Source organism: Microbacterium sp. BK668, assembly GCF_004362195.1.
Lineage (GTDB): Bacteria > Actinomycetota > Actinomycetes > Actinomycetales > Microbacteriaceae > Microbacterium.
The window spans coordinates 2,928,325-2,950,565 of record NZ_SNWG01000001.1 but is presented as its reverse complement, the minus strand read 5'-3'; the positions used below and the strand labels follow the sequence as shown (position 1 = coordinate 2,950,565).

Here is a 22,241-nt window from a genome sequence, read left to right as displayed (position 1 = left end):
CCGCCTCGCCACCCGGCGTCGGACCGTCAGGCCGCCGCCCGCACCGCTGCCGCGACGTCGGCGGGCGAGCCGCGCCAGGGGGCTCCGTGTCCGGGGAGCACCCACGACGCCCGGAGGCCGGCCAGTCGATCCAGCGACGCGGAGGCCGCGGCCGGGTCGTCCGTGAACGGCGCCGGCTGAGGCCCCGGCCGTCCCGTCAGCACGTGGCGTGTCGTGAGCGCGTCCCCGACGAACACGGCGTCCGCCAGGGGCGAGTGCACCGCGATGCTGCCCGGCGAGTGACCCGGCATGCCGATGATCGCGGGAGCGCCGGGGAGGTCGAGCACGTCGCCGTCGTGCACCTCGGTCACCTCGGTCACGTACCTCGTCGGCACCGCGCGCTTGCGCAGGGCGTACCAGAAGAATCCGATCGTCGGCCCGAGTCGCATGGGTCCCGTGGCGACCTTCGGCTTCTCGCCCGTGCGGGCACGGTGGGCGTCGGCGGCGTGCACGTACACCGGCACACCGTGCTCGCGGCGCAGGCTCTCCGCGAAGCCGATGTGGTCGCTGTCGCCGTGCGTCAGTACGAGGCCGCGGATGTCGGCGGGCGTGCGGCCGAGGTCTGCGAGCTCCCGCTCCAGGTCTTTCGCGTGGCCGGGCAGCCCGGCGTCGATCACCGTGATGCCGTCGTCGGCGACGATGAGGTATGCGGCGACGATGTCGTTGCCGATGCGGTGCAGGTGCGGCGCGAGCTTCATGACGGGGAGCCTCCGGACGGGTCGGGGTTGTCATGGCTACGATATATAGCTATGATGGCTACTGTCAATAGCCATGAGGAGACCGGATGCCGACACCCGACCGCACCTCGTACGCGGAGATCGTCGCCGCCGGCCGCGACCTGCTCGAAGAGGCGGGCGCGGCGGGCCTCACGATGCAGCGCGTGGCCGATCGCGTGGGGGTCCGCGCGCCGTCGCTCTACAAGCGCGTGCGGGATCGCGACGCGCTCGTGTCCGCCGTGGCCGCCTCGACGGTCGACGCTCTGACGGATCGGCTCGAGGCATCCGACGGCTCGCTGGAGAGCCTCGCCCGCATCTACCGGGACTTCGCGCGGGAGCGGCCCGAGGGGTTCCGGCTGATGTTCTCCGCCACGGCACCCCAGACGGCCCTCGACCGCGCCGGCGCGACGATCGTGCGCGCCGCGGCCGGGGTCGTAGGGGAGGAGGACGCGCTGGACGCGGCGCGAGTCGTCACCGCCTGGGCGACGGGCTTCGTCCAGATGGAGCTTGCGCGGGCGTTCCGCATGGGCGGCGATATCGACGAGGCGTTCGAGTTCGGGCTGCGCACGATCCAGCGGGGTCTCGGACGCTGAGGCTGCGACGGGATCAGTCGTCCTCGCTCGACGACAGCCGCCGGTGGGCGGCGAGCAGGGTGAACTCGGGGTGCTCGAGCACGATCGACTCCGCGTGATCGAGGATGTGCCGAACGTGCGCCGGGTCTCCTGACACCACGGCGACGCCGATCGAGGTCCGGCGGTGCAGATCCTGCAGACCGACTTCCGCCACGGATCCCTCGGTGCGCCGCCGCAGCTCGGCGACGAGCGGTCGGACGATGCTGCGCTTCTCCTTGAGGGAGTGCACGTCGCCGAAAAGGACGTCGAACTCGATCCATCCGATCCACATGCGTCCATCGTGGCAAGTGACGGCGTCGCGTGCGGCTTAGGCGGCACGGCGCGCCCGCGCAACCCCCGCCCGTGCGTCGGAGGCGGTGCCTAGGCTGACCGGGACGGAAGGGACATCGCATGGCGCGCATCCTCATCATCGGCGGACACGGCAAGGTGGCACTCCTCCTCGAGCGGATCCTCGCGGAGCGCGGCGACACCGTCACCGGCGTCATCCGCAACCCCGAACATCAGCAGGACGTGCTCGACACGGGAGCGCAGTTCCTCCTCGCCGACATCGAGCGGTTCGACCTCGACCAGCTGACCAACCTCGTGGCGGGCAACGATGCGGTCGTCTGGTCCGCCGGCGCAGGCGGCGGAGATCCCGAACGGACGTACGCCGTCGACCGCGACGCGGCTATCCGCTCCATCGATGCGGCCGTGGCCGCCGACGTGCGGCGGTACGTCATGGTGTCGTGGGCCGGCTCGACCCCGGAGCACGGTGTCCCCGATGACAGCTCCTTCTTCCCGTATGCCGACGCCAAAATCGCCGCGGACGAGCATCTGCGCGCGAGCGGGCTGGACTGGACGATCCTCGGGCCGGGCGCGCTGACGCTCGACCCGCCGACCGGTCGGATAGCCCTCGACCCGGGGAAGGGCGAGGACTCCGTCACCCGCGCCGACGTCGCGGCGGTCATCGCAGCCGTCCTCGACGATCCGGCATCGACGATCGGGCGCACACTCCGGTTCGGCAACGGGGACGTTCCGATCGGAGAGGCCGTCCGCTCCGCGGCATCCTGAACCGCCTCTAGGCTCGAAGCATGCTGGCCACCGTCATCCACGCCCCCCGCGACATCCGCGTCGAAGAGGTTCCCGACCCCGTCCTCTCGACGGGCGGCGACGCCGTGGTGCGCGTGGTCGCCGCGTGCGTCTGCGGCTCCGACCTCTGGCCGTATCGGGGTGTCACGCCCACCCGCGAACCGCACCGCATCGGCCACGAGTTCGTCGGTGTCGTCGAAGAGGTCGGCCCCGAGGTGCATAGCGTCCGGCCCGGCGACTTCGTCATCGCGCCGTTCTACGTCTGCGACGGCACGTGCGCGAACTGTCGCAACGGCGTCAGCACGTCGTGCCTCGCGGGCGGCTGGTGGGGAAGCGACGACCGATTGGGCGGATTCGCCGACGGCGGCCAGGGCGAGCGCGTCCGGGTCCCGCTCGCCGACGGGACGCTCGCGGTCGTCCCCGGGCCGGTCGGAGCCGACGAGATCCCCGGCCTCCTGACGCTGAGCGACGTCATGGGCACGGGTCACCACGCCGCGGTCTCAGCGGGGGTCGGCCCCGGCGATGCGGTCGCGGTGGTGGGCGACGGCGCCGTGGGCCTCTGCGCCGTCATCGCGGCGAAGAGGCTCGGTGCGACGACCATCATCGCCATGTCGCGGCACGCGGCGCGCCAGGCGCTCGCGCGCGAGTTCGGCGCGACGCACATCGTCGAGGAGCGCGGCGACGAGGGCATCGCCCGCGTGCAGGAGCTGACCGGCGGCATCGGCGCCGACCGCGTGCTGGAGTGCGTCGGCACGAAGGAGTCGATGGATCAGGCGCTGCGGTCCACCCGCCCTGGCGGGATGGTCGGATACGTGGGCGTTCCCAACGGAGGCCCCGAGCTTCCGATCCGGCCCATGTTCAACCGGAACGTCGGCGTCAACGGGGGAGTCGCGCCCGTCCGCGGCTACATCGAGGAGCTGCTCCCCGACGTCCGCTCGGGCGCCATCCAGCCGGGCCGGGTCTTCGACCTCGAGCTGCCGCTCGCGGAGGCCGCGGAAGCCTATGCGGCGATGGACGAGCGACGCGCGATCAAGGTGCTGCTGCGCCCCTGACCCGGCGCGAGGAGCGTCAGCGCGCGATCTCGCGCGCGGAGCGTCAGCGCTGTCGCGCGCGCAGTGCGGCGGCCACCTCGCGCGGCGGCCGCCCGAGCAGACGCTCCGCGAACGTCAGATCCCATCCGGTCGCCGCCCGGTTCGCCTTGAGGCCGTCCAGCGTGTACACGCCGGGCGCGGCATCCGTCACCGCCTTCGGGTCCCGGAACCGGATCCCGACCGCTGTCTGGGTCGTGCCGATCCGGTCGATGGCCGACCACGGCACGGAGACCTTCCGCTCGATGCGGATCCCTTCGTCGTCCGCCTCCAGCACCGTGCTCCGCCGGAACTGCCCGACGAGCGAGACGCCGCCGCCGATGCCGAAGACGCCCACGGCGGCGCCGGCCAGGATGATGTTGAGCGGCTCCTGCGGGTTGACGAGGTAGACGATCACGCCCAGCACGGCGATGACGACGCACACGACGGCAAGGGCGATCAGGCGTCCGCGAGGGGTCACGATGCGCACCGGGGGGACAGGAGAGGTCACGGTGCAGAGCCTACGTGCCCGAGGAACATCGCGGGCGGGCTGCGCGTTCTGATACCCTGGAGCGTCACTCGTGTGGCGATCCCGTCACGCCTGCACGCCTTGCGTCAAGTGACCTCGCAAGACCACAATCCGCTTCGCTTCGGCTCGTGGCATCCGCTCGCCTCCGTGCGTACGGCTGCCGGAACCGCGGCCCGAGAACCATAACCAACAAGGACAACCCACTACATGACTATCGCAACGACCGCCCCGGCCACCAAGCAGGTCGCCATCAACGACATCGGATCTGCTGAGGACTTCCTGGCCGCGGTCGAGAAGACCATCAAGTCCTTCAACGACGGAGACCTCATCGAAGGCACCGTCGTGAAGGTCGACCGCGACGAGGTCCTCCTCGACGTCGGCTTCAAGACCGAGGGCGTCATCCCCTCGCGCGAGCTCTCCATCAAGCACGACGTCGACCCCAACGAGGTCGTGAAGGTCGGCGACGAGGTCGAGGCGCTGGTTCTCCAGAAGGAGGACAAGGAAGGCCGCCTCATCCTGTCGAAGAAGCGTGCGCAGTACGAGCGCGCGTGGGGCGACGTGGAGAAGATCAAGGAGAACGACGGCGTCGTGACCGGTTCGGTCATCGAGGTCGTCAAGGGCGGCCTCATCGTCGACATCGGCCTCCGCGGCTTCCTCCCGGCCTCGCTCATCGAGCTTCGCCGCGTGCGCGACCTGACGCCGTACCTCGGCCAGGAGATCGAGGCGAAGATCCTCGAGCTCGACAAGAACCGCAACAACGTCGTGCTCTCGCGCCGCGCCCTGCTCGAGCAGACGCAGTCCGAGTCGCGTACCACGTTCCTCAACAACCTGCACAAGGGCCAGGTCCGCAAGGGCACCGTCTCGTCGATCGTCAACTTCGGTGCGTTCGTCGACCTCGGCGGCGTCGACGGCCTGGTGCACGTCTCCGAGCTCTCCTGGAAGCACATCGAGCACGCCTCCGAGGTCGTCGAGGTGGGCCAGGAGGTCACCGTCGAGATCCTCGAGGTCGACCTCGACCGCGAGCGCGTCTCGCTGTCGCTCAAGGCGACGCAGGAGGACCCGTGGCAGGTCTTCGCCCGCACCCACGCGATCGGGCAGATCGCTCCGGGCAAGGTCACCAAGCTCGTTCCCTTCGGCGCGTTCGTCCGGGTCGCCGACGGCATCGAGGGCCTCGTGCACATCTCGGAGCTCTCGGGCAAGCACGTCGAGCTCGCCGAGCAGGTCGTGTCGGTCGGCGAAGAGGTCTTCGTCAAGATCATCGACATCGACCTCGAGCGTCGCCGCATCTCGCTCTCGCTCAAGCAGGCGAACGAGTCCGTCGACCCGTTCGGCACCGAGTTCGACCCGGCCCTCTACGGCATGGTCACCGAGTACGACGAGCGCGGCGAGTACAAGTACCCCGAGGGCTTCGACCCCGAGTCGGGTGCCTGGCTCGAGGGCTTCGACGAGCAGCGCGAGAAGTGGGAGCAGGAGTACGCCGCGGCCCAGGGCCGCTGGGAGGCTCACAAGGCCGCCGTCGCCAAGGCCGCCGAGGCCGAGGCTGCCAACCCGATCGCCGACGCCCCGTCGTCGTTCTCGTCCGACAGCGGCCCCGCGGGCACGCTCGCGGACGACGAGGCTCTCGCGGCTCTCCGCGAGAAGCTCTCGGGTCGCTGATCCAGCACTGATCGCCTGACGCGATCGCAGAGGGCCGTCACCTCCGGGTGGCGGCCCTCTCGCGTTCCTGAGCGTTCGCTCGACGCCGTCGCCCGGGCCCCGCGCTCGACGTACCCTGAGAGCATGCCTTCCGCACCGTCGCGCGGCCGGTCTGCACGCCGGCTCCTCCCCGTTGCAGGAGCGGCCCTGGCGGGCATCGCCGTGGTGGCCGCCGTAGCCGTCCCGCTCTCCGCGAACGCCACGGTCGACCTTCCGGACCTGACCCCGGAGGAGCTGCTGACCCTGGCGCACTCGAGCGACGTGGACGCCCTGTCGGGGACGATAGAGCAGACCTCCGAACTCGGTCTGCCCGACCTCGGCGGGATCCTCGGGGAGGAGGACCGGTCCGGCGACGGTTCCGGCGGCGCAGGCCCGGCCGACGCGCTCGACCTGCTCGTCGGGTCCCACACGGCGCACGTGTACCTCGACGGCGATCGGGCACGCCTGCAGGTTCTCGACCGGCTGGCCGAGCGCAACGTGTATATCGACGGCGCTGCGGGCGCCGGCTGGTTCGTCGACTCCGAGACCGGGACCGCCACGCGCTTCGCCGTCACCGGCGACCGGGAGGCGCTGCGAGACGCGCTGGAAGAGGCGAAGGCGCAGCGGGATGCCGCCACCGGCGCAGACGCCGCGCTTCCGACTCCCGAGCAGGTCCTGGAGCAGGCGCTCGACCGCCTCGACGACTCCACCCGGGTCTCGGTGGGCACCGACGGGCGAGTGGCCGGTCGCGACGCGTACGAGCTCATCCTTGAGCCGCGGACCGATGACACCCTGGTCGGCCGTCTCGTCTTCGCGATCGACGGCGAGACGGGCATGGCGCTGTCGGCGTCCGTCACCGGGCGCGGCGACGACCAGCCCGCCTTCCGCGTGGGTTTCACGGACATCTCGTTCCAGGCGCCGGATGCGTCGACCCTCGCCTTCGCGCCGGCCGAGGGCTACTCGGTCGTCGAGAAGGATCTGCCCCTCCCGACGGGCGATCAGCTCGATCAGTGGGCCCAGGACCACGCCGCCACCGCGCCGATGAGCGAGGAGGATCGGCCGGTCGTGCACGGCGAGGGCTGGAGCGCCGTCGTGGAGCTGCCGGCGGACGGATCCCGCGCAACGGGGCCGGCGACCGGCGACGCCTCGGCCGACGATCTGCTCCAGCGGATGACCCGCCAGGTCGACGGCGGACGCGTGCTCGAGACGGCACTCGTGAGCGTCCTCTTCGCCGATGACGGGCGGGTCCTCGCGGGCGCCGTACCCGCCCAGCGCCTGGTCGACGTCGCAGCCGGCGACGGCTGAGCGGCGTGACCGACCTCGCGATCCGGACGTCCGGTCTCACGAAGCGCTTCGGCGCGCAGATCGCGGTGGACGACCTGGCGCTGGAGGTGCCGCGCGGAGCCGTGTTCGGCTTTCTGGGTCCGAACGGATCGGGCAAGACGACGACGATCCGGATGCTGCTCGGGCTGGTCCGTGCGAGCGCGGGAGAAGCCGAGGTCCTCGGTGCCGGCATCCCGCACTCGCTCCAGCGCGTCCTGCCGCGGGTGGGGGCCCTCGTCGAGGGGCCGGCCTTCGCGCCGTTCCTCACCGGGACGCAGAATCTGATGCGCTTCGACGCGGCGGCGCGCCACACGAGCGCGTCCGACCGGCCCCGGCGCGTCGCGGCCGCTCTCGAGCGCGTGGGCCTGACCGCCGCCGGCGGCAAGAGGCTCCGCGCGTACTCGCTCGGGATGAAGCAGCGGCTGGGCATCGCGAACGCCCTGCTCGCCCCGCGCGAGCTGCTCGTCCTCGACGAGCCGACGAACGGCCTCGACCCGCAGGGGACCCGAGAGGTGCGGTCGCTCATCCGGTCGCTCGCCGCGGACGGCACGACCGTCTTCGTCTCCAGTCACCTCCTCGCCGAGGTCGAGCAGGTGTGCACGCACGTCGGCGTCATGAGCGCCGGCCGGCTCGTGGCCTCGGGGACCCTCGACGACCTGCGCCGCGGCGACGGCTCGGGGCGCCTCACCGTCCAGACGCCCGACATCGCCCTCGCGCAACGGGTGCTCGCCGAGGCGGGAGTCCTGGCGACGGATGCCGGGTCCGCGACCCTCGTCGGAGTCCTGCGTGCGGGTGCCCCCGCTCCCGAGCGCCTCGTGGCCGCACTCGTGGGCGCGGACGTGCGCGTGCAGGGGTTCGTCGTCGAACGGACGAGCCTCGAAGACCGCTTCGTCGAGCTGACCGGGCAGGGCTTCGATGTCGTCGCGTGACCTGCCGGCGACGATCGAGGACGCGGGTCGCCGGGCATCGGCGGCCCGGCCCAGTGGCGTCCTCGGGCTCCTCGCCGGCGAGACCGCGACCCTCTTCCGGCGCTGGCGCACGTGGGCGATGCTCGCGGCGCTCGCGCTGATCCCGATCCTGCTCACCGTCGCGGTGCGCATCGCGGGGGGCGCCGACCCGGGCAGCGGCCCGCCGTTCCTCGACCAGATAACGGACAACGGCGTCTTCGTCGGTCTCGCCGCCGTCACGGTGGCGCTGCCGCTGTTCCTCCCGCTGACCGTGAGTGTCGCCGCCGGCGACGCGATCGCGGGCGAGGCGAGCCTCGGCACGCTCCGCTACCTGCTGATCGCGCCCTCCGGTCGTCTCGCCCTGCTCGTCGTGAAGTACGTGGTTGCCGCCGCCTTCTGCATCGCGGCGAGCTTCACCGTGGTGGCTGTCGGAGTGCTGGTGGGCGGTGTCGTGTTCGGCGCAGGGCCGGTCACCCTCCTCTCCGGTGCGCAGGTGCCGCTCGCCGAAGGCCTGCTGCGCTGCCTCGCGGTCGTGGCCTACGTCTCGGTGTCGATGCTCGGCCTCGCCGCCATCGGCGTGTTCCTGTCGACGCTCACGACGGCGCCCGTCGGCGCGATGGCGGCGACGGCGATCCTCGCCGTGGCAGCCCAGATCGTCGGGCAGATCCCGCAGCTCTCGGCGATCCACCCGTTCCTGTTCACCGACCGCTGGCTGGGCTACGGCGACCTGCTGCGTTCCCCGGTCTCGTGGGACTCCTTCGTCGACAACGCCGTCCTGCAGGCGGCGTGGATCGTCGTCGCCGGGGCGCTCGCCGCGTGGCGCTTCCTCTCCGCCGACGTGCTGTCGTAGGCCGGGGATACCGTGCTCGCGTGGACGACTTCCCCGACGGCTGCGTGATCGGCGACGGATGCCGCGGGCCGGTCCCCGCGGGCAGCCCGCTGCCGCTGTGCGAACTGCACCTGACCGTCGCGGCGGACTGGACCGCATCGCGGGACGGCGTCGCCGAGCCCCTGCCGTCGCCCTGCCGTCTCTGCGGCTCGAGGCTCGGCATCCGCTACCCGTCCGGGTGGCTGTGCGCGATCTGCGAGTGGCGGCACGGCGAGCTCGTCGACGGCGAGCTTCCGCCGCCGCGGATCGATGTCGTCTACTACCTGCGGTACGCCGAGCGCGTCAAGATCGGCACGACGGCGAATCCTCGCCGGCGCTTCTCGGCCATCTGGCACGACGACCTGCTCGCGCTCGAGCGCGGCGACCGGCGCCTCGAGCAGCACCGGCACGCGCAGTTCGCCGATGAGCGTTTCGGCTCGACGGAGTGGTTCGCCCTGTCCGACCCGCTACGGCGGCACATCGACACCGTCCGCGGCGGAGTAGAGCCGTGGGACACCCACGCCCGGTGGGTCAGCGAGGCCGTCGCCCTCCGCGGATGAGCGGGCGCACGCATCACAGCCGCCTCAAAGGCCCGGGCTATAGCGTGAGGGTCCCGCAGACCCTGGAGGACATGATGGGATTCCTGGACCGCCTGTTCGGCACCGGCAACACCGACCGGCAGGCGCCGCCTGTTCCGCAGAACACCTACGGCCAGCCCTCGTACGGGCAGCCGGCGTATCCGCCCCCGGGCCGGCCGGGGTCCGGACCGCAGCCGGCCGGACCGCAGCCCGGAGGACCGCAGCCAGGAATGCAGCCTCCCCGGAGCGACGACGAGGTCGCGATCGAGCGGTACCGCTACCTGTTGCGCACGGCTCCGCCCCAGACGATCGAGCAGGTGCACGCCGAGGCCTTCGCCAAGCTCTCGCCGGCCCAGCGCCAGCAGGTGCTCGCCGACCTGAAGGCGGGCCTCCCGGCCTACGAGCAGCCTCGGGCCAGCGACCCGCAGTCCCTCGCTCGCGCGGCGACACGCGCCGAGTACATGAACCCGGGGTTCATGGAGCGCACGCTCGGACCGCAGGCCGGTCCGGGGCGCCAGGGCCCGTCCTTCGGCTCGATGGTCGGCGGCTCGCTCCTGGGCACCGTGGCGGGGTACGTCATCGGATCCGCCCTCGTGAGCTCGTTCCTCGCCCCGTCGTTCGCGTACGACTCCGGCTACCAGGACGGGTCGGCGGATGCCTCGGGCGGCGACGCGGCCGGCGATCCGGGAGCGGACGCGGCCGCCGACAGCTCGGCCTTCGGGGACTCGGGGTCGGGGTGGGGCGGCGACGGGGGAGGCTTCGGCGACTTCGGCGGCGGCGACTTCGGGTTCTGACCCGGAGAGTCCGGCTCGCGCGGGGGATCCCGCCACCCTCGCGAACTTGACGCTAGCGTCGAGGCATGGCCTCGGCGACGCCCACCCCCGCTCGCGGGGGCGGCTTCGAGCGCACGCTGGAGCGGACGGTCCTCCTCAACCAGCTCCTCTTCGGCGGAGTCGTGCTGCTCGGAGTGCTGCTGATCGTCGTGACCGGCGTGGTCGAGCACGCGACCTCCTTCGCGATGGGGACCCTGCTCGCGTTCTTCACGACGGGCGCCGCCATGCTCGTGCCGTGGAACCGCCTCCCGGCGCTGCTGACGATGCTCGTCCCCGCCGTGGATGTGGCCGTGATCGGGCTGCTCGCGGCGGCCAGCCCGGAGACGGGTCTCGAGGTCCTGTGGGTGTTCCCCGCCATGTGGTTCGGCGCAGGGATGGGTGCCGCCGGCGTGGGGGTCGCCAGCGGCCTGATCTCGGTGAGCTACTGGACGATCGTGGCCAGCGAGCCGATGCTGTCACTCACGCCGTCCGTCGTTCTCCTGCCCCTCGCGATGGCGGCCGTGGCCGCGACATCCCATCTCTCGGCCCGCAGGGCCTCCGCGCACCGCCTGCTCCTCGAGCGGCAGTCGCAGCAGCTGCGCCAATCGGTCGAGCGTGCGCGCCGCCAGGAGGACCTCATCACGGACGTCCTGGATGCCGTCGACTTCGGCGTCGTCCGCATCCGCGACGACGGCTCCCTCGTCGTCACCAACGAGGCGAACGCGCGCATGCAGCGGGCATCCGAGCGCGCGCGGACCGCTTACGAGGCGGACGGGATCACACCGCTTCCCGAGGAGCGGCTTCCGCTCGCGCGCGCGCGACGGGGCGAGCTCTTCGAGGATGAGCTCGTCTGGTACGGAAGGCCCGGCGACGATCGACGCCGAGCGCAGCGCTCGACCGCGCGCCGCGTCTTCGACACCGATCTCGACCCCGTCGGCACCATCGTCGTGACGCGGGACGTGACGGCCGAGGAGCTGGCCCTCCGCGCACGGGAAGACCTCGTCGCCTCCGTCTCGCACGAGCTGCGCACGCCGCTCACGTCGATCACGGGGTACGTCGAGCTCGCGCTCGAAAACGAGGAGCTTCCCTCGTCCGCGCGCCGGAATCTCGAGGTCGCCCAGCGCAACGCGGAGCGGCTGCTCTCGCTCGTCGCCGACATCCTCAGCGCCTCCGCGGTGTCTCGGCGCGGCATCGACCTCTCGATCGACCGCGTCCGCACCGACCTCGCTGCGGTGGTCCAGGCGGCGATCGAGGCGGCCGAGCCCCGCGCCGCGGAGCGGCGCATCACGATCGACAGCTCGGGCATCGAAGAGGGAGTCGCGTTCGCCGACCCGCATCGCATCCGCCAGGTGGTCGACAATCTCCTCTCGAACGCCATCAAATACGGACGGGAAGACGGCCACATCGCGGTGGGCACGACGCAGGATGACGCCCACGTCTGGATCGTCGTGCGCGACGACGGCCCCGGCATCCCGCCCCAGGAGCTTCCGCGCCTGTTCGAGCGTTTCTTCCGGTCGGATGCGGTGCGCAACACGACGATCCACGGGAGCGGCCTGGGGCTGGCGATCAGTCGTGACATCGCTCGCGCGCACGGGGGCGAGATCACCGTGCAGAGCACGCCGGAGAAGGGGAGCACGTTCGTCGTGCGGCTTCCCGCCTCCAATGGGAATGAGGATGCCGGATGACCAGCCTGTTCGCCACGACCCTTCTCGCAGCGACCGTCGTCGTCACGTGCGGCGTCCTGTTCCTCCTCGAGACGCTCCTGAGGCGCGACACGGGGGCCGGGCGCATCTGGTCGCTCGCCTTCCTCTCCGGCATCCTCACCGTCGTGTGCTACCTCGTGTGGGCGATCTCGTCGGACGGCCAGGCCTGGATCGCGATCGGCTTCGGAAACGCCGCGCTCGTCGCCACGATCGGGTTCCTCTGGCTGGGATGCCGCGCATTCAACAGCGCACGGCTGGACTGGAGCCTGGGAGTCCTCCTCGCCGCGTGCCTCGGAACGGTGGTCGCGGTCCTGCTGGAGGGACCGGGCGGAGGGGACTGGGCGGGCGCCGTGGTGACCTTCCTGTCCGTCGCGGGCTTCGCCGTCTGCGGCGCCGTCGAGACCCGCCGGGGCCGCCTGGGCGGCAGCGTCGTCTCGCTCGGGCTCACCGCGGTCCTCACGGTCACCGCGACCTACTACTCGGCGCGCGCGATCGTGTTCGCGACGCTCGGGCCCGACAGCGAGTTCTTCGAGACGTACTTCGGCCACCTGGCGACGGCGATCCTCACCACGGTGCTCACCATCGTCGCCATGATGACGGGATCGATCCTGCGCGCCGAGGAGCTGACCGGCCGGCCCGCCGGCGAGCCCGCGTCCCTCGCCTCGTCCGGCGACATCCTCGGCGCGGCCGCCTTCGACCGCGTCCTGGCCGCCGCGATGTCCCGGGCTCGCGCCAACCGCGAACTCGTCGCCCTCGTCGCGCTCCGCATGGACGACCTCCCACAGATCCGCACGGCGTTCGGCGCCGAGGTCCAGGCGGAGGTCGCGGAGGAGTGGCGGACGGGCATCCGCAAGTACGCTCCGGGATTCGCGCTCGTGGGCGAGGGAGGGCCGACGACGATGCTCGTGGCCTTCCAGCCGTCGACGGCGGGGAGCGCCCGCCGGACGGCCAGCCGCATCCATCGGCGCATCGTGGACGACTACACCGCGCGGCCGGACACGCCGACACCCGTCATCGGCGTCGGCGTGTCGCTGACCGAGTCGTTCGGGTACGACGTGCAGGCCCTGCGGCGCGCGGCCGACGACGCGGCCTTCGTGTCGGCCTCGAGTCCCGATGCGTCGGTCGTCGTCGCCGGGACGGGGTGATCATCGCGCGGTCATGCGGTAGCCCACGCCGCGGACCGTCTCGATCCAGCGCGGGCGGGTCGCCGATTCGCCGAGCTTCCGACGGAGATTGGCGACGTGCACCTCGATGGCGCGCACGTCGTGCTCGCTCACGAAGTCGGAGCCGCCGACGTAGCGCTCCCCGCGCAGCATGAGGGCGAGGTCGCTCTTGCTCACGACGCGTCTGCCCGCGCCCATGAGGTCTGTGAGGATGTCGAACTCGCTGCGGGTCAGGTCGAGATGGGTGCCGTCCGCCTCCGCGAGATGCATCTCGGGATGAACGCGCAGACCGCGGTGGGTCATCCAGCCGGCGTCCGCCGCCGAGGCATCCGGATCCGTCGGATCCGTATCCGGAGCAGGGTCCTCGCGGAGGTCGGACGCGATGACGCGCGGCCGGCGCATCATCGCCTCGACGCGGGCCCTCAGCTCGCGCGGGCGGAAGGGCTTCGTGATGTAGTCGTCGGCGCCGGACTGCAGTCCTTGCAGGGTGTCGATCTCGTCGGCGCGCGCCGTCAGCATGATGATGTACGTCGCGCTGATGGCGCGGATGCGCTTGGCCGTCTCGAAGCCGTCCATGCCGGGCATGCTGATGTCGAGGGTCGTGATGGCAGGATCGTGCTGCTCGACGAGCGCGATGCCCTCGGCTCCGGTCCCGGCCGCATGGACCGTGAAGCCGGCCTGCTCGAGGATCTCGCTGATGAGCCCTCGAATGTCCGCATCGTCCTCGATGATCACAGCGACGTTCGGACCAGCCACTCGTCGCCTCCAGGTGTCAGACTCGACCCGGTTATGGGTATCGGTGATGATATCCCAGAAGACGCGCGTGAATGCCTCCCCAGGCATGGCCTCACCCACTTCCGCGACGCGGCAGGAGCGTGCGCCCGCTGCTCGTCGCCAGGACCCCGCGCGGGCGGATCCGCCCTCGTACACCGGGAAGCAGATCGGCGGCGCCCTCCCCCAGAGCGCCGCCGACCTGCCTCCCGACTGCTCGGGTCACGGGTTCACCCGAGCAGTCGGCCGGAGACTCGCGCCGCGCCCCCCACGCGAGACGCGAGCTCATGCCGGGCGAGGGACGAGAGGCCGACCGATCCCGCGATTCCCAAGATCGCAGGGATGCGGGGCTGATCCGACGGCAGGCTCACGACATCCCCGACTTCATGTGAGAAGTCCCCTCGGGGAGGAGGTCAGGCAGGTCGCCGGTCATGAGAAAACGTTAAGAAGCGACCCTCAGGGGATGCTCAAGCGTTGCCTAAGCGGCCCTTTGCGTTGGAGCAGATCTCCCTCGCTCGCGGCGACCGCCGCTCCGACCGGCGGATCGTCTCGGGTTGCAGCGGACGTGGCATCCTCGTTGACATGCCTCTCGCAGCGCTCACCGGCGGCATCGCCTCCGGCAAGTCCACGATCGCGCGCCGGCTGGCCGAGCACGGAGCCGTCGTGGTCGACGCCGACCGGATCGTGCGCGAGGTGCAGCAGCCGGGGTCGTCCGTGCTGCACGACATCGCCGCGGAGTTCGGGGCATCCGTGATCCGTCCGGACGGATCGCTCGACCGCGCGGCCCTCGGCGGCCTCGTCTTCGGCGACGAGGCCGCTGTGAAGCGGCTCAACGCGATCGTCCACCCGGCAGTCCGCCTCGAGTCGGCGCGCCGGTTCGCCGCCGCGTTCGCGGCCGATCCGGACGCGGTGGTCGTCTACGACGTGCCCCTCCTCGTCGAGGCAAGGGTGGACGATCCGTGGGACCTCATCGTCGTCGCGCACGCGCCCGCCGGCGTCCGAGCCGACCGTCTCGTCGCGCTGCGCGGCCTGACCGAGCAGGATGCCGCAGCCCGGATCGCCTCCCAGGTGCCCGACGACGCGCGCCTGGCCGTGGCGGACGTCGTGATCGACACGTCGGGCTCGATCGACGACACGCTGCGCCAGGCGGACGACCTGTGGGAGCGGCTCCCCGAGCTCATCGCGGAGCGGGCCGCCCGCTGAGCGGCCGCCACCGGCCCCGGGAGCCGCAGCGTCGGCGGTCGGCGGTGCACCGGGCCCGGCGGGGTCGTCGTGGGATACCCTGATCGCACAGGAACGGGAGGCGCGGGATGGGCTTTCTCTCTCGGTTCCGGCGTCGCAAGACGCCGTATGCGGCCGTCGACGACGAAGAGCGCATCGCGCGCTACATCTACCTGCTCAACACGCTGCCCGCGAGCGTCATCGAGAGCGCGCACGCCTCGGCGTTCCGCGACCTGCCCGCCGAGCAGCGTCGCGCGATGTTCGAGCGGCTCCGGCCCTTCCTGTCGGATGCCGAGCGGGATGCCGCCTCGGATGACCCGAGCGTCCTGGCGAAACTCCTCCGACGGGCGGAGGAGCGCCGCGCGGAGCGTGAGAGGGCGGCGACGGATGCCTCGTCCCCCTCGGTGCTCGCGCCGGCCGCGATCGCGCCGCACGACCCTCGCGACGGCGTCGACCCGCGCGGCCTGCTGCGCGATACCGGCGTCATGACGGTGGTGGCGACGAACTTCCTGTTCGCGCAGTCCGTGAACAGCTACTTCCTCTTCGGCGCGGGCTCGCTCATGCTCGCCGACGAGCCGGCATGGATCGGCGACATGGTCGACCCCGGCTCGGCCGGGCTCGACGCCGCGGGAGCCGGAGGGTTCGACGGAGGCGGCGGGTTCGACGGCGGGTTCGACGCCGGCGGCTTCGGCGGAGGCTTCGACGGCGGCGGCGGCTTCGCCTGACGGGATGAGGGGCGGGCGCTCGTCAGGATGAGCCCCGCCATGGGGTTGGCCGACCGCCGTCGGTCTGCCTGTCGGCACGCCTCCTCGCGCTGTACTCTGGCGCCGGCGTGAGGAGGTGCGACATGGGGGGCGCGGCTTCTGAACCGGAACGGATCGCGCGATACATAGATCTCGTGCTCGAGCTTCCCGAGGGCGTCGTGGACGCCGGCAACCTCCACGTGATGAGGCGGCTGCCGTGGTACCGGAGGCGCCAGCTGCTCGAGGCGTTCGCCCCATTCCTGGAAGACGGCGACGAGCGGGATCCGGATGAATGCGCCGTGCTGAGCCGTCTCCTTCGTCGAGCGATCCGCTTCCGCTACGCCGAGAGTGGTCGCCGGGTCGAGGACGACCCGCGAGTCGCCGTCGATCCGATGCTCACTCTGCTCATGGTCAAGGTGGCGTCGGCCGTCATCCATCTGTTCATGACCAGCACCACGATCTCCTGGCATGTCCGTCACGACCGATCCGAACTCGGGTCGGCGGCGCGGACCTGGATCGCCGATCCGGGGACACCGCCGATCTGGGTTCCGTCTCACGATCTCACGCGAGCGTCGGGGGCGAGCGGGTGGTCGTGGATCCTCGACGCCGATCTATGGGAAGACGGGGGTGGATGGGGCGACGACGGCGGAGGTGATGGCGGCGACTGAGCGTGCGCGATGCCCCGGAGCGGTGTGCGGCATCGAGGGATCGCGCTCGCGCCGCCTCCGCCGCCCGCGAACGCCGCCCGCGGTGTCGGAGGGCCCGCCTAACCTGGATGGGTGCAGACGACACGTTCCGTGCGCCCCTTCGAGGTCATCAGCGAGTACGCCCCGAGCGGCGATCAGCCGCAGGCGATCGCCGAGCTCGCCGCCCGCATCAACGCCGGCGAGACCGACGTCGTGCTGCTGGGCGCGACCGGCACCGGGAAGTCGGCCACCACGGCGTGGCTCGTCGAGGCCGTCCAGCGCCCGACGCTCGTGCTCGCGCACAACAAGACGCTCGCGGCGCAGCTCGCCAACGAGTTCCGCGACCTCATGCCCAACAACGCGGTGGAGTACTTCGTCAGCTACTACGACTACTACCAGCCCGAGGCATACGTCCCGCAGACAGACACCTTCATCGAGAAGGACTCGTCGATCAACGCCGAGGTCGAGCGCCTGCGCCATTCGACGACCAATTCGCTGCTGAGCCGGCGCGACGTCATCGTCGTGAGCACCGTCTCGTGCATCTACGGCCTGGGCTCGCCCGAGGAGTACCTGCGCGCGATGGTCGCGCTGCAGGTCGGGGAGCGCTACGACCGCGACGCCCTCATCCGCAAGTTCATCGCGATGCAGTACAACCGCAACGATGTGGACTTCTCGCGCGGCAACTTCCGCGTGCGGGGCGACACGATCGAGATCATCCCGGTGTACGAGGAGTACGCCATCCGCATCGAGATGTTCGGCGACGAGATCGAAGCGCTGTACATGCTGCATCCGCTCACCGGAGACGTCGTGCAGCGCATGGACTCCGTGCCGATCTTCCCGGCGACGCACTACGCCGCAGGCACCGAGACCGTCCAGCGCGCGATCGGAACGATCGAGCACGAGCTCGAGGAGCGCCTCAAGGAGCTCGAGGGACAGAACAAGCTCCTCGAGGCGCAGCGGCTGCGCATGCGCACGACGTTCGACCTCGAGATGCTGCAGCAGCTCGGCTTCTGCTCGGGGATCGAGAACTACTCCCGTCATCTCGACGGCCGCATGCCGGGTGAGCCGCCGCACACGCTGCTCGACTTCTTCCCCGACGACTTCCTCATGGTCATCGATGAGTCGCACGTCACCGTGCCGCAGATCGGGGCGATGTACGAGGGGGATGCCTCGCGCAAGCGCACGCTCGTCGACCACGGATTCCGGCTGCCCAGCGCGCTCGACAACCGACCGCTGCGGTGGGACGAGTTCAAGGAGCGAGTCGGCCAGACGGTCTACCTCTCGGCCACGCCCGGCCGCTACGAGATGGGCATCGCCGACGGCGTCGTCGAGCAGATCATCCGCCCCACGGGCCTGGTCGATCCGAAGATCATCGTCAAGCCGTCGAAGGGTCAGATCGACGATCTGCTCGAAGAGATCCGCGTGCGCTCCGAGCGCGACGAACGCGTGCTCGTGACGACGCTGACGAAGAAGATGGCCGAGGAGCTGACCGACTTCCTCGGCGAGCACGGCGTGCGCGTGCGCTATCTGCACTCCGACGTCGACACGCTGCGCCGCGTCGAGCTCCTCACCGAGCTGCGCGCGGGAGTCTACGACGTGCTCGTGGGCATCAACCTCCTGCGTGAGGGGCTCGACCTCCCCGAAGTGTCGCTCGTGTCGATCCTCGACGCCGACAAGGAGGGCTTCCTCCGTTCGGGGACCTCACTCATTCAGACGATCGGCCGCGCCGCGCGCAACGTCTCGGGCGAGGTGCACATGTACGCCGACAGCGTCACCGACTCGATGCGCAACGCGATCGACGAGACCGAGCGCCGTCGCGACAAGCAGATCGCCTACAACCTGGCGAACGGCATCGATCCGCAGCCCTTGCGCAAGCGCATCGCCGACATCACGGAGGTGCTGGCGCGCGAGGCGTCCGACACCGATCGCATGATGCGTGGGAAGGCGGCCGCCAAGACGAAGTCGGGCAAGGGCAAGGCCCCGACCCCGCAGCTCCGCCGCGAGGGTCTGGCCGCCGAGGGAGCGGAGCAGCTCGAGGCGACGATCGCCGACCTGTCCGACCAGATGCTCGCGGCCGCGGGAGAGCTCAAGTTCGAGCTCGCCGCCCGCCTCCGCGACGAGGTCCAGGACCTCAAGAAGGAGCTGCGGGCGATGGAGCGGGCCGGGCACGCCTGAGCCGACCGCGAAGACGGGGACCGGCCCGGGTCTGAGGGCCTGCGATCAGGGGCAGTGCATCAGCGGCTTGGGGCCGCTGCGGTCGAAGGTGTGCTCCGACATCGGCGCACCGCACAGCGGACAGGCGCGCTCAGCGCGCTCCTTCACCGACGGGGGCGGAGTGGTCTCGTAGGGGCCGACGGCCGCCGGGCCGGCGAGGCGGATGAGCCGGGAGTTGAACCACGCGTACCACCCGCCTGCCTCGCGGACGCGTTGACGCAGCGGCGGGCGGCTGGGGGAGGAGGGTGCGTTCTCGATCACCTTCCTTAGTGTACTAAAGATTCGTGCGGCTAGAATCGAGTCGTGTCCACGTCCGACGACCTTCTCAAGCTCGAGAACCAGCTCTGCTTCGCCCTCGTGACCGCGGCGCGAAACGTCGTCGCGTTGTACCGCCCGGTGCTCGAGCCGCTGGGGCTCACGCATCCGCAGTATTTGGTGATGCTCGCGCTGTGGGAGGACTCTCCGCGCTCTCTCGGCGACCTGGCGGACGAGCTCGCGATGGAGGCTGCGACCCTCTCGCCGCTCGTCAAGCGCCTCGAGGCGCAGGGGCGCGTCACCCGCGCGCGCCGAGCGGGCGACGAGCGCGTCCTCGAGATCGGACTTACCGCAGCCGGCCGGGAGCTGCGCGCGCTCGCCCTCGACGTGCCGCGTCAGATCATGGAGCGCACCGGAATGGATGCCTCGCAGCTCGCCGAACTGCGCGACGGGCTCGCTCCGTTCGCCGGTGGACGGACAGCAGCCGTGCGCCGCGTCTCCTGAGGCGGCGCCTGCAACGACCTCGGCCGGACCTCGGCCGGAGCTCGGCCGGACCTCGGCGTTGCGACGGAGTTCCGCGGAGTGCGGTGCGGCGTGTCAGCGCAGACACGCGGCGTGTCGGCCCCGCAACGATTTCGTGAACTTCCTCTCATCCCCTATGCAACCTCCCAGCGATTTCCTAGGCTCGCTGCGAGGCTCGGCAGGCGAAGGCGCCGCTGTGCCGCGGAGCGTCCACCCGACAGAAGAGGAATGCACATGCCTATGCGGTCGCATCCAGAACACAGCACCCGGAACCGCCGACGGCTCGCCACAAGCGCCGCGGCGGCCGCGATCGCCCTCGGCGCCGGCCTGATCGCCGCGCCGCCCGCCCACGCGGCGACGATCGACGTCCAGATCCTGGCGACGAACGACTTCCACGGGCGCATCGGCGCCAACGGCGTCGAAGCCGGCGCGGCGAAGATGGCGGGTGTCGTCGACAGCCTGCGGGCCGCGAACCCCAACACCGTCTTCGCGGCCGCGGGAGACCTGATCGGGGCCTCGACCTTCGAGTCGTTCATCCAGGACGACAAGCCCACGATCGACGCGCTCAACGCCGCCGGTCTCGAAGTGTCGGCGGTCGGCAACCACGAGCTCGATCAGGGCTACGACGACCTGGTGAACCGGGTGATGGCTCCCTACGACCCGGTCGACAACCCCTGGGGCGGCGCGACCTGGGAGTACATCGCGTCGAACCTCAAGATGCGTGCGACCGGCGACGACGCCGTCCCGGCCTCGTGGATCAAGGAGTTCGGCGACGTCCAGGTCGGATTCGTGGGCGCGGTCACGGAAGACCTCCCGGCGCTGGTGAGCCCGACCGGGATCGCCGACCTCGAGGTCCGCGGCATCGTCGAGTCCGTCAATGCCGAAGCGGCGGCGCTCGAGGCTGCCGGCGCAGATCTCGTCGTCATGCTGGTGCACGAGGGATCTCCGACCGTCGACTGCACTGCGGGCGCGGCGCCGGGCACCGCATGGGGCGAGATCGTCAGCGGCGTCTCGTCCGACGTAGACGCGATCGTGTCGGGACACACCCACCTCGCCTACAACTGCTCGTACACGGTGCAGGACTGGGTCGACGAGGGGCGCGCGGTCACGAAGCGTCCGGTCGTGTCGGCCGGGCAGTACGGCACCAACCTCAATCAGCTGATCTTCCGGGTGGACGGTGCGACCGGCGTCGTCCAGGCCGTCACCCAGACCATCCTCCCCATCGCGACGCAGCCCGGCGATCCCGACGAGGACGTGGCGGCGATCGTGGCCGCCGCCTTCACCGCGGCCGAAGAGCTCGGCAAGGTGAAGCTCGGCACGATGGCCGGTCCCTTCTACCGCGCGAAGCTCGCCGACGGCACGACGGAGAATCGCGGAGGCGAATCCACTCTGGGGAACCTCGTCGCCGAGGTGCAGCAGTGGGCCACCGAGCAGCCGGAGTCCGGGGCCGCGCAGATCGCCTTCATGAACCCCGGCGGCATGCGCCAGGACATGACCGGTACAGCCCTCGCGGACGGCACGCGCGAGCTGACGTACCGGCAGGCGGCCGTCGTGCAGCCGTTCGCGAACACCCTCGTGAACATGCGTCTCACGGGTGCGCAGATCAAGACGGTGCTCGAACAGCAGTGGCAGCGCGACGCGTACAACGGACCCGGCTCGCGCCCTTACCTGCGGCTGGGCACGTCGGAGGGCTTCGAATACACCTACACGCAGGAGATCGTGACGGAGGTACGCCTCGACAACCCCGCGACGCAGGAGAACGAGGCCGGTCTGACGTACGACGAGGCGGAAGGCACCGTGACCGGGATGTGGCTGCACGGCGAGCCCATCGACCTCGCTGCGACCTACTCCGTCACCGCCAACTCGTTCCTCGCGGGCGGCGGCGACAACTTCCGTGAGTTCGCGAACGGAACGAGCAAGCGCGACACCGGCAAGGTCGACCTGGCGGCGATGGTGGACTACATGGAGGAGTTCGCTCAGGAGGCCCCGCTTCCCGTCGACTACTCGCAGCGCGCCGTCAGCGTCGAGTTCCCGGACGGTGCCCCCGCGGCATACGACCCGGCCGGCACCGTCGCGTTCGATGTCAGCTCCTGGGCGATGACGGGCCCGGGTGACCTGAAGGACACCGAGCTCGAAGTCACGCTCGGCGACCAGGTGCTCGGCACCTTCCCGGTCGACAACACCGTCGGCACGCGCGCGTACGACGACTACGGCCAGGCGAAGGTCTCCGTCCCGCTTCCCGCCGACGTGCCGCTCGGCGGCAGCGTCGAGCTCACCCTCACGGGGCCGACGACGGGCACGTCGATCGCTGTGCCGCTCGCCATCGACAAGGCCGACAGCACGACGCTGGCCTGGCCGAACAAGCTGCTGGTGCGCGGCAACGGCGCTGTCCAGTACACGGTGCGCGTCAGCACCGAGGGCGGCGCTGTGCCCACCGGTGAGGTGAAGATCTACGACCGGTCGACGCTCATCGCGACGGTGACCCTGGACGCCGACGACAACGGTCTCGTCAAGGTCAAGCTGCCTCGCCTCCAGAAGGGCCTCCACCTTCTGTGGGCTTCGTACGGCGGCAACGACGACGTCAAGCCCTCCCAGGCGCCGCGCGTGCCCGTCCTGGTGCTTTGACGACGTGCTGAACGACGGATGCCGCGGGGCCGCTGCGCCCCGCGGCATCCGTCATTCCCGTCCGGCCTTCGCGAGCGGCGAACTC

General features: G+C 70.9%; 22 protein-coding genes. 17 read left to right on the top strand and 5 right to left on the bottom strand.

Going from position 1 to position 22,241, the window contains the following annotated elements; all coding sequences use genetic code 11:
• Nucleotides 1–26 precede the first annotated feature (26 nt).
• On the bottom strand, nucleotides 27–737 hold the full coding sequence (locus EV279_RS13255) for an MBL fold metallo-hydrolase (RefSeq protein ID WP_133544211.1): 711 nt from the start codon (nucleotides 735–737) through the stop codon (nucleotides 27–29).
• A gap of 86 nt (nucleotides 738–823) precedes the next feature.
• Here EV279_RS13255 and EV279_RS13250 point away from each other — a divergent pair, with 86 nt between their 5' ends.
• The gene (locus EV279_RS13250; RefSeq protein WP_133544209.1) at nucleotides 824–1,348 is read left to right on the top strand and encodes a TetR/AcrR family transcriptional regulator; all 525 of its coding nucleotides are present in this window, start codon (nucleotides 824–826) and stop codon (nucleotides 1,346–1,348) included.
• A gap of 13 nt (nucleotides 1,349–1,361) precedes the next feature.
• On the opposite strand, the gene EV279_RS13245 is transcribed toward EV279_RS13250, so the two are convergent.
• The gene (locus EV279_RS13245; protein ID WP_133544207.1) at nucleotides 1,362–1,658 is read right to left on the bottom strand and encodes a DUF503 domain-containing protein; all 297 of its coding nucleotides are present in this window, start codon (nucleotides 1,656–1,658) and stop codon (nucleotides 1,362–1,364) included.
• A 119-nt stretch (nucleotides 1,659–1,777) separates the two neighbouring features.
• On the opposite strand from EV279_RS13245, the gene EV279_RS13240 reads away from it, so the two are divergent.
• A complete protein-coding gene (locus EV279_RS13240) occupies nucleotides 1,778–2,437 on the top strand; it encodes an SDR family oxidoreductase (RefSeq protein WP_133544205.1) in 660 nt (219 codons plus the stop codon).
• A 20-nt stretch (nucleotides 2,438–2,457) separates the two neighbouring features.
• Nucleotides 2,458–3,507, top strand: a complete 1,050-nt coding sequence (locus EV279_RS13235; protein WP_133544203.1) for a zinc-dependent alcohol dehydrogenase family protein — start codon at nucleotides 2,458–2,460, stop codon at nucleotides 3,505–3,507.
• Between the two features lie 43 nt (nucleotides 3,508–3,550).
• Here EV279_RS13235 and EV279_RS13230 read toward each other — a convergent pair whose 3' ends face one another.
• Entirely contained in the window at nucleotides 3,551–4,033 is a 483-nt protein-coding gene (locus tag EV279_RS13230) for a hypothetical protein (protein ID WP_133544201.1), read from the bottom strand.
• A gap of 225 nt (nucleotides 4,034–4,258) precedes the next feature.
• On the opposite strand from EV279_RS13230, the gene rpsA reads away from it, so the two are divergent.
• The 8 genes from rpsA (at nucleotide 4,259) to EV279_RS13190 (ending at nucleotide 13,101) form a co-directional block, all read left to right on the top strand.
• Entirely contained in the window at nucleotides 4,259–5,707 is a 1,449-nt protein-coding gene (gene rpsA, locus EV279_RS13225) for a 30S ribosomal protein S1 (RefSeq protein WP_133544199.1), read from the top strand.
• 123 nt (nucleotides 5,708–5,830) lie between these two features.
• Entirely contained in the window at nucleotides 5,831–7,030 is a 1,200-nt protein-coding gene (locus EV279_RS13220) for a DUF2092 domain-containing protein (protein ID WP_133544197.1), read from the top strand.
• A gap of 5 nt (nucleotides 7,031–7,035) precedes the next feature.
• Nucleotides 7,036–7,977 (top strand): ABC transporter ATP-binding protein, encoded by a 942-nt coding sequence (locus tag EV279_RS13215; RefSeq protein WP_133544195.1) that lies wholly within the window; start codon nucleotides 7,036–7,038, stop codon nucleotides 7,975–7,977.
• The gene (locus EV279_RS13210) at nucleotides 7,964–8,845 is read left to right on the top strand and encodes an ABC transporter permease (protein ID WP_133544193.1); all 882 of its coding nucleotides are present in this window, start codon (nucleotides 7,964–7,966) and stop codon (nucleotides 8,843–8,845) included. Before EV279_RS13215 ends, EV279_RS13210 begins: the two co-directional genes overlap by 14 nt.
• A gap of 20 nt (nucleotides 8,846–8,865) precedes the next feature.
• Complete coding sequence (locus EV279_RS13205; protein ID WP_133544191.1) at nucleotides 8,866–9,423, top strand: GIY-YIG nuclease family protein; 558 nt, start codon at nucleotides 8,866–8,868, stop codon at nucleotides 9,421–9,423.
• A 71-nt stretch (nucleotides 9,424–9,494) separates the two neighbouring features.
• Entirely contained in the window at nucleotides 9,495–10,235 is a 741-nt protein-coding gene (locus EV279_RS13200; protein WP_243728564.1) for a hypothetical protein, read from the top strand.
• 65 nt (nucleotides 10,236–10,300) lie between these two features.
• Nucleotides 10,301–11,938 (top strand): ATP-binding protein, encoded by a 1,638-nt coding sequence (locus tag EV279_RS13195; protein ID WP_133544189.1) that lies wholly within the window; start codon nucleotides 10,301–10,303, stop codon nucleotides 11,936–11,938.
• Entirely contained in the window at nucleotides 11,935–13,101 is a 1,167-nt protein-coding gene (locus EV279_RS13190; RefSeq protein WP_133544187.1) for a hypothetical protein, read from the top strand. The genes EV279_RS13195 and EV279_RS13190 overlap by 4 nt, the downstream gene beginning before the upstream one ends.
• Here EV279_RS13190 and EV279_RS13185 read toward each other — a convergent pair whose 3' ends face one another.
• Complete coding sequence (locus tag EV279_RS13185; protein WP_243728563.1) at nucleotides 13,102–13,875, bottom strand: response regulator transcription factor; 774 nt, start codon at nucleotides 13,873–13,875, stop codon at nucleotides 13,102–13,104.
• Nucleotides 13,876–14,472: 597 nt separating this feature from the next.
• Between EV279_RS13185 and coaE the strand changes: the two genes are divergently transcribed.
• From coaE to uvrB, 4 genes are all read left to right on the top strand, one after another.
• A complete protein-coding gene (coaE, locus tag EV279_RS13180; protein WP_133544183.1) occupies nucleotides 14,473–15,093 on the top strand; it encodes a dephospho-CoA kinase in 621 nt (206 codons plus the stop codon).
• A 107-nt stretch (nucleotides 15,094–15,200) separates the two neighbouring features.
• Complete coding sequence (locus tag EV279_RS13175; protein ID WP_133544181.1) at nucleotides 15,201–15,836, top strand: hypothetical protein; 636 nt, start codon at nucleotides 15,201–15,203, stop codon at nucleotides 15,834–15,836.
• Nucleotides 15,837–16,009: 173 nt separating this feature from the next.
• Nucleotides 16,010–16,522 (top strand): hypothetical protein, encoded by a 513-nt coding sequence (locus EV279_RS13170; protein ID WP_133544180.1) that lies wholly within the window; start codon nucleotides 16,010–16,012, stop codon nucleotides 16,520–16,522.
• Between the two features lie 111 nt (nucleotides 16,523–16,633).
• Complete coding sequence (uvrB, locus tag EV279_RS13165; RefSeq protein WP_133544178.1) at nucleotides 16,634–18,715, top strand: excinuclease ABC subunit UvrB; 2,082 nt, start codon at nucleotides 16,634–16,636, stop codon at nucleotides 18,713–18,715.
• 45 nt (nucleotides 18,716–18,760) lie between these two features.
• Here the strand turns inward: uvrB and EV279_RS13160 are convergent, their stop codons facing one another.
• Nucleotides 18,761–19,015: a hypothetical protein gene (locus tag EV279_RS13160; RefSeq protein ID WP_243728562.1), complete on the bottom strand. Its 255-nt coding sequence runs from the start codon at nucleotides 19,013–19,015 to the stop codon at nucleotides 18,761–18,763.
• 42 nt (nucleotides 19,016–19,057) lie between these two features.
• Here EV279_RS13160 and EV279_RS13155 point away from each other — a divergent pair, with 42 nt between their 5' ends.
• Together EV279_RS13155 and EV279_RS13150 are read left to right on the top strand one after the other, a co-directional pair.
• The gene (locus tag EV279_RS13155) at nucleotides 19,058–19,513 is read left to right on the top strand and encodes a MarR family transcriptional regulator (protein ID WP_133544176.1); all 456 of its coding nucleotides are present in this window, start codon (nucleotides 19,058–19,060) and stop codon (nucleotides 19,511–19,513) included.
• Nucleotides 19,514–19,765: 252 nt separating this feature from the next.
• Complete coding sequence (locus EV279_RS13150; RefSeq protein ID WP_243728561.1) at nucleotides 19,766–22,156, top strand: bifunctional UDP-sugar hydrolase/5'-nucleotidase; 2,391 nt, start codon at nucleotides 19,766–19,768, stop codon at nucleotides 22,154–22,156.
• The last annotated feature ends 85 nt before the right edge of the window (nucleotides 22,157–22,241 follow it).

Bases quoted from the DNA above. Each gene is read 5' to 3' on its own strand.
- EV279_RS13255 (WP_133544211.1), bottom strand. From the start codon at position 737: ATGAAGCTCGCGCCGCACCTGCACCGCATCGGCAACGACATCGTCGCC.
- EV279_RS13250 (WP_133544209.1), top strand. From the start codon at position 824: ATGCCGACACCCGACCGCACCTCGTACGCGGAGATCGTCGCCGCCGGC.
- EV279_RS13245 (WP_133544207.1), bottom strand. From the start codon at position 1,658: ATGTGGATCGGATGGATCGAGTTCGACGTCCTTTTCGGCGACGTGCAC.
- EV279_RS13240 (WP_133544205.1), top strand. From the start codon at position 1,778: ATGGCGCGCATCCTCATCATCGGCGGACACGGCAAGGTGGCACTCCTC.
- EV279_RS13235 (WP_133544203.1), top strand. From the start codon at position 2,458: ATGCTGGCCACCGTCATCCACGCCCCCCGCGACATCCGCGTCGAAGAG.
- rpsA (WP_133544199.1), top strand. From the start codon at position 4,259: ATGACTATCGCAACGACCGCCCCGGCCACCAAGCAGGTCGCCATCAAC.
- EV279_RS13220 (WP_133544197.1), top strand. From the start codon at position 5,831: ATGCCTTCCGCACCGTCGCGCGGCCGGTCTGCACGCCGGCTCCTCCCC.
- EV279_RS13210 (WP_133544193.1), top strand. From the start codon at position 7,964: ATGTCGTCGCGTGACCTGCCGGCGACGATCGAGGACGCGGGTCGCCGG.
- EV279_RS13200 (WP_243728564.1), top strand. From the start codon at position 9,495: ATGATGGGATTCCTGGACCGCCTGTTCGGCACCGGCAACACCGACCGG.
- EV279_RS13195 (WP_133544189.1), top strand. From the start codon at position 10,301: ATGGCCTCGGCGACGCCCACCCCCGCTCGCGGGGGCGGCTTCGAGCGC.
- EV279_RS13190 (WP_133544187.1), top strand. From the start codon at position 11,935: ATGACCAGCCTGTTCGCCACGACCCTTCTCGCAGCGACCGTCGTCGTC.
- coaE (WP_133544183.1), top strand. From the start codon at position 14,473: ATGCCTCTCGCAGCGCTCACCGGCGGCATCGCCTCCGGCAAGTCCACG.
- EV279_RS13175 (WP_133544181.1), top strand. From the start codon at position 15,201: ATGGGCTTTCTCTCTCGGTTCCGGCGTCGCAAGACGCCGTATGCGGCC.
- EV279_RS13150 (WP_243728561.1), top strand. From the start codon at position 19,766: ATGCCTATGCGGTCGCATCCAGAACACAGCACCCGGAACCGCCGACGG.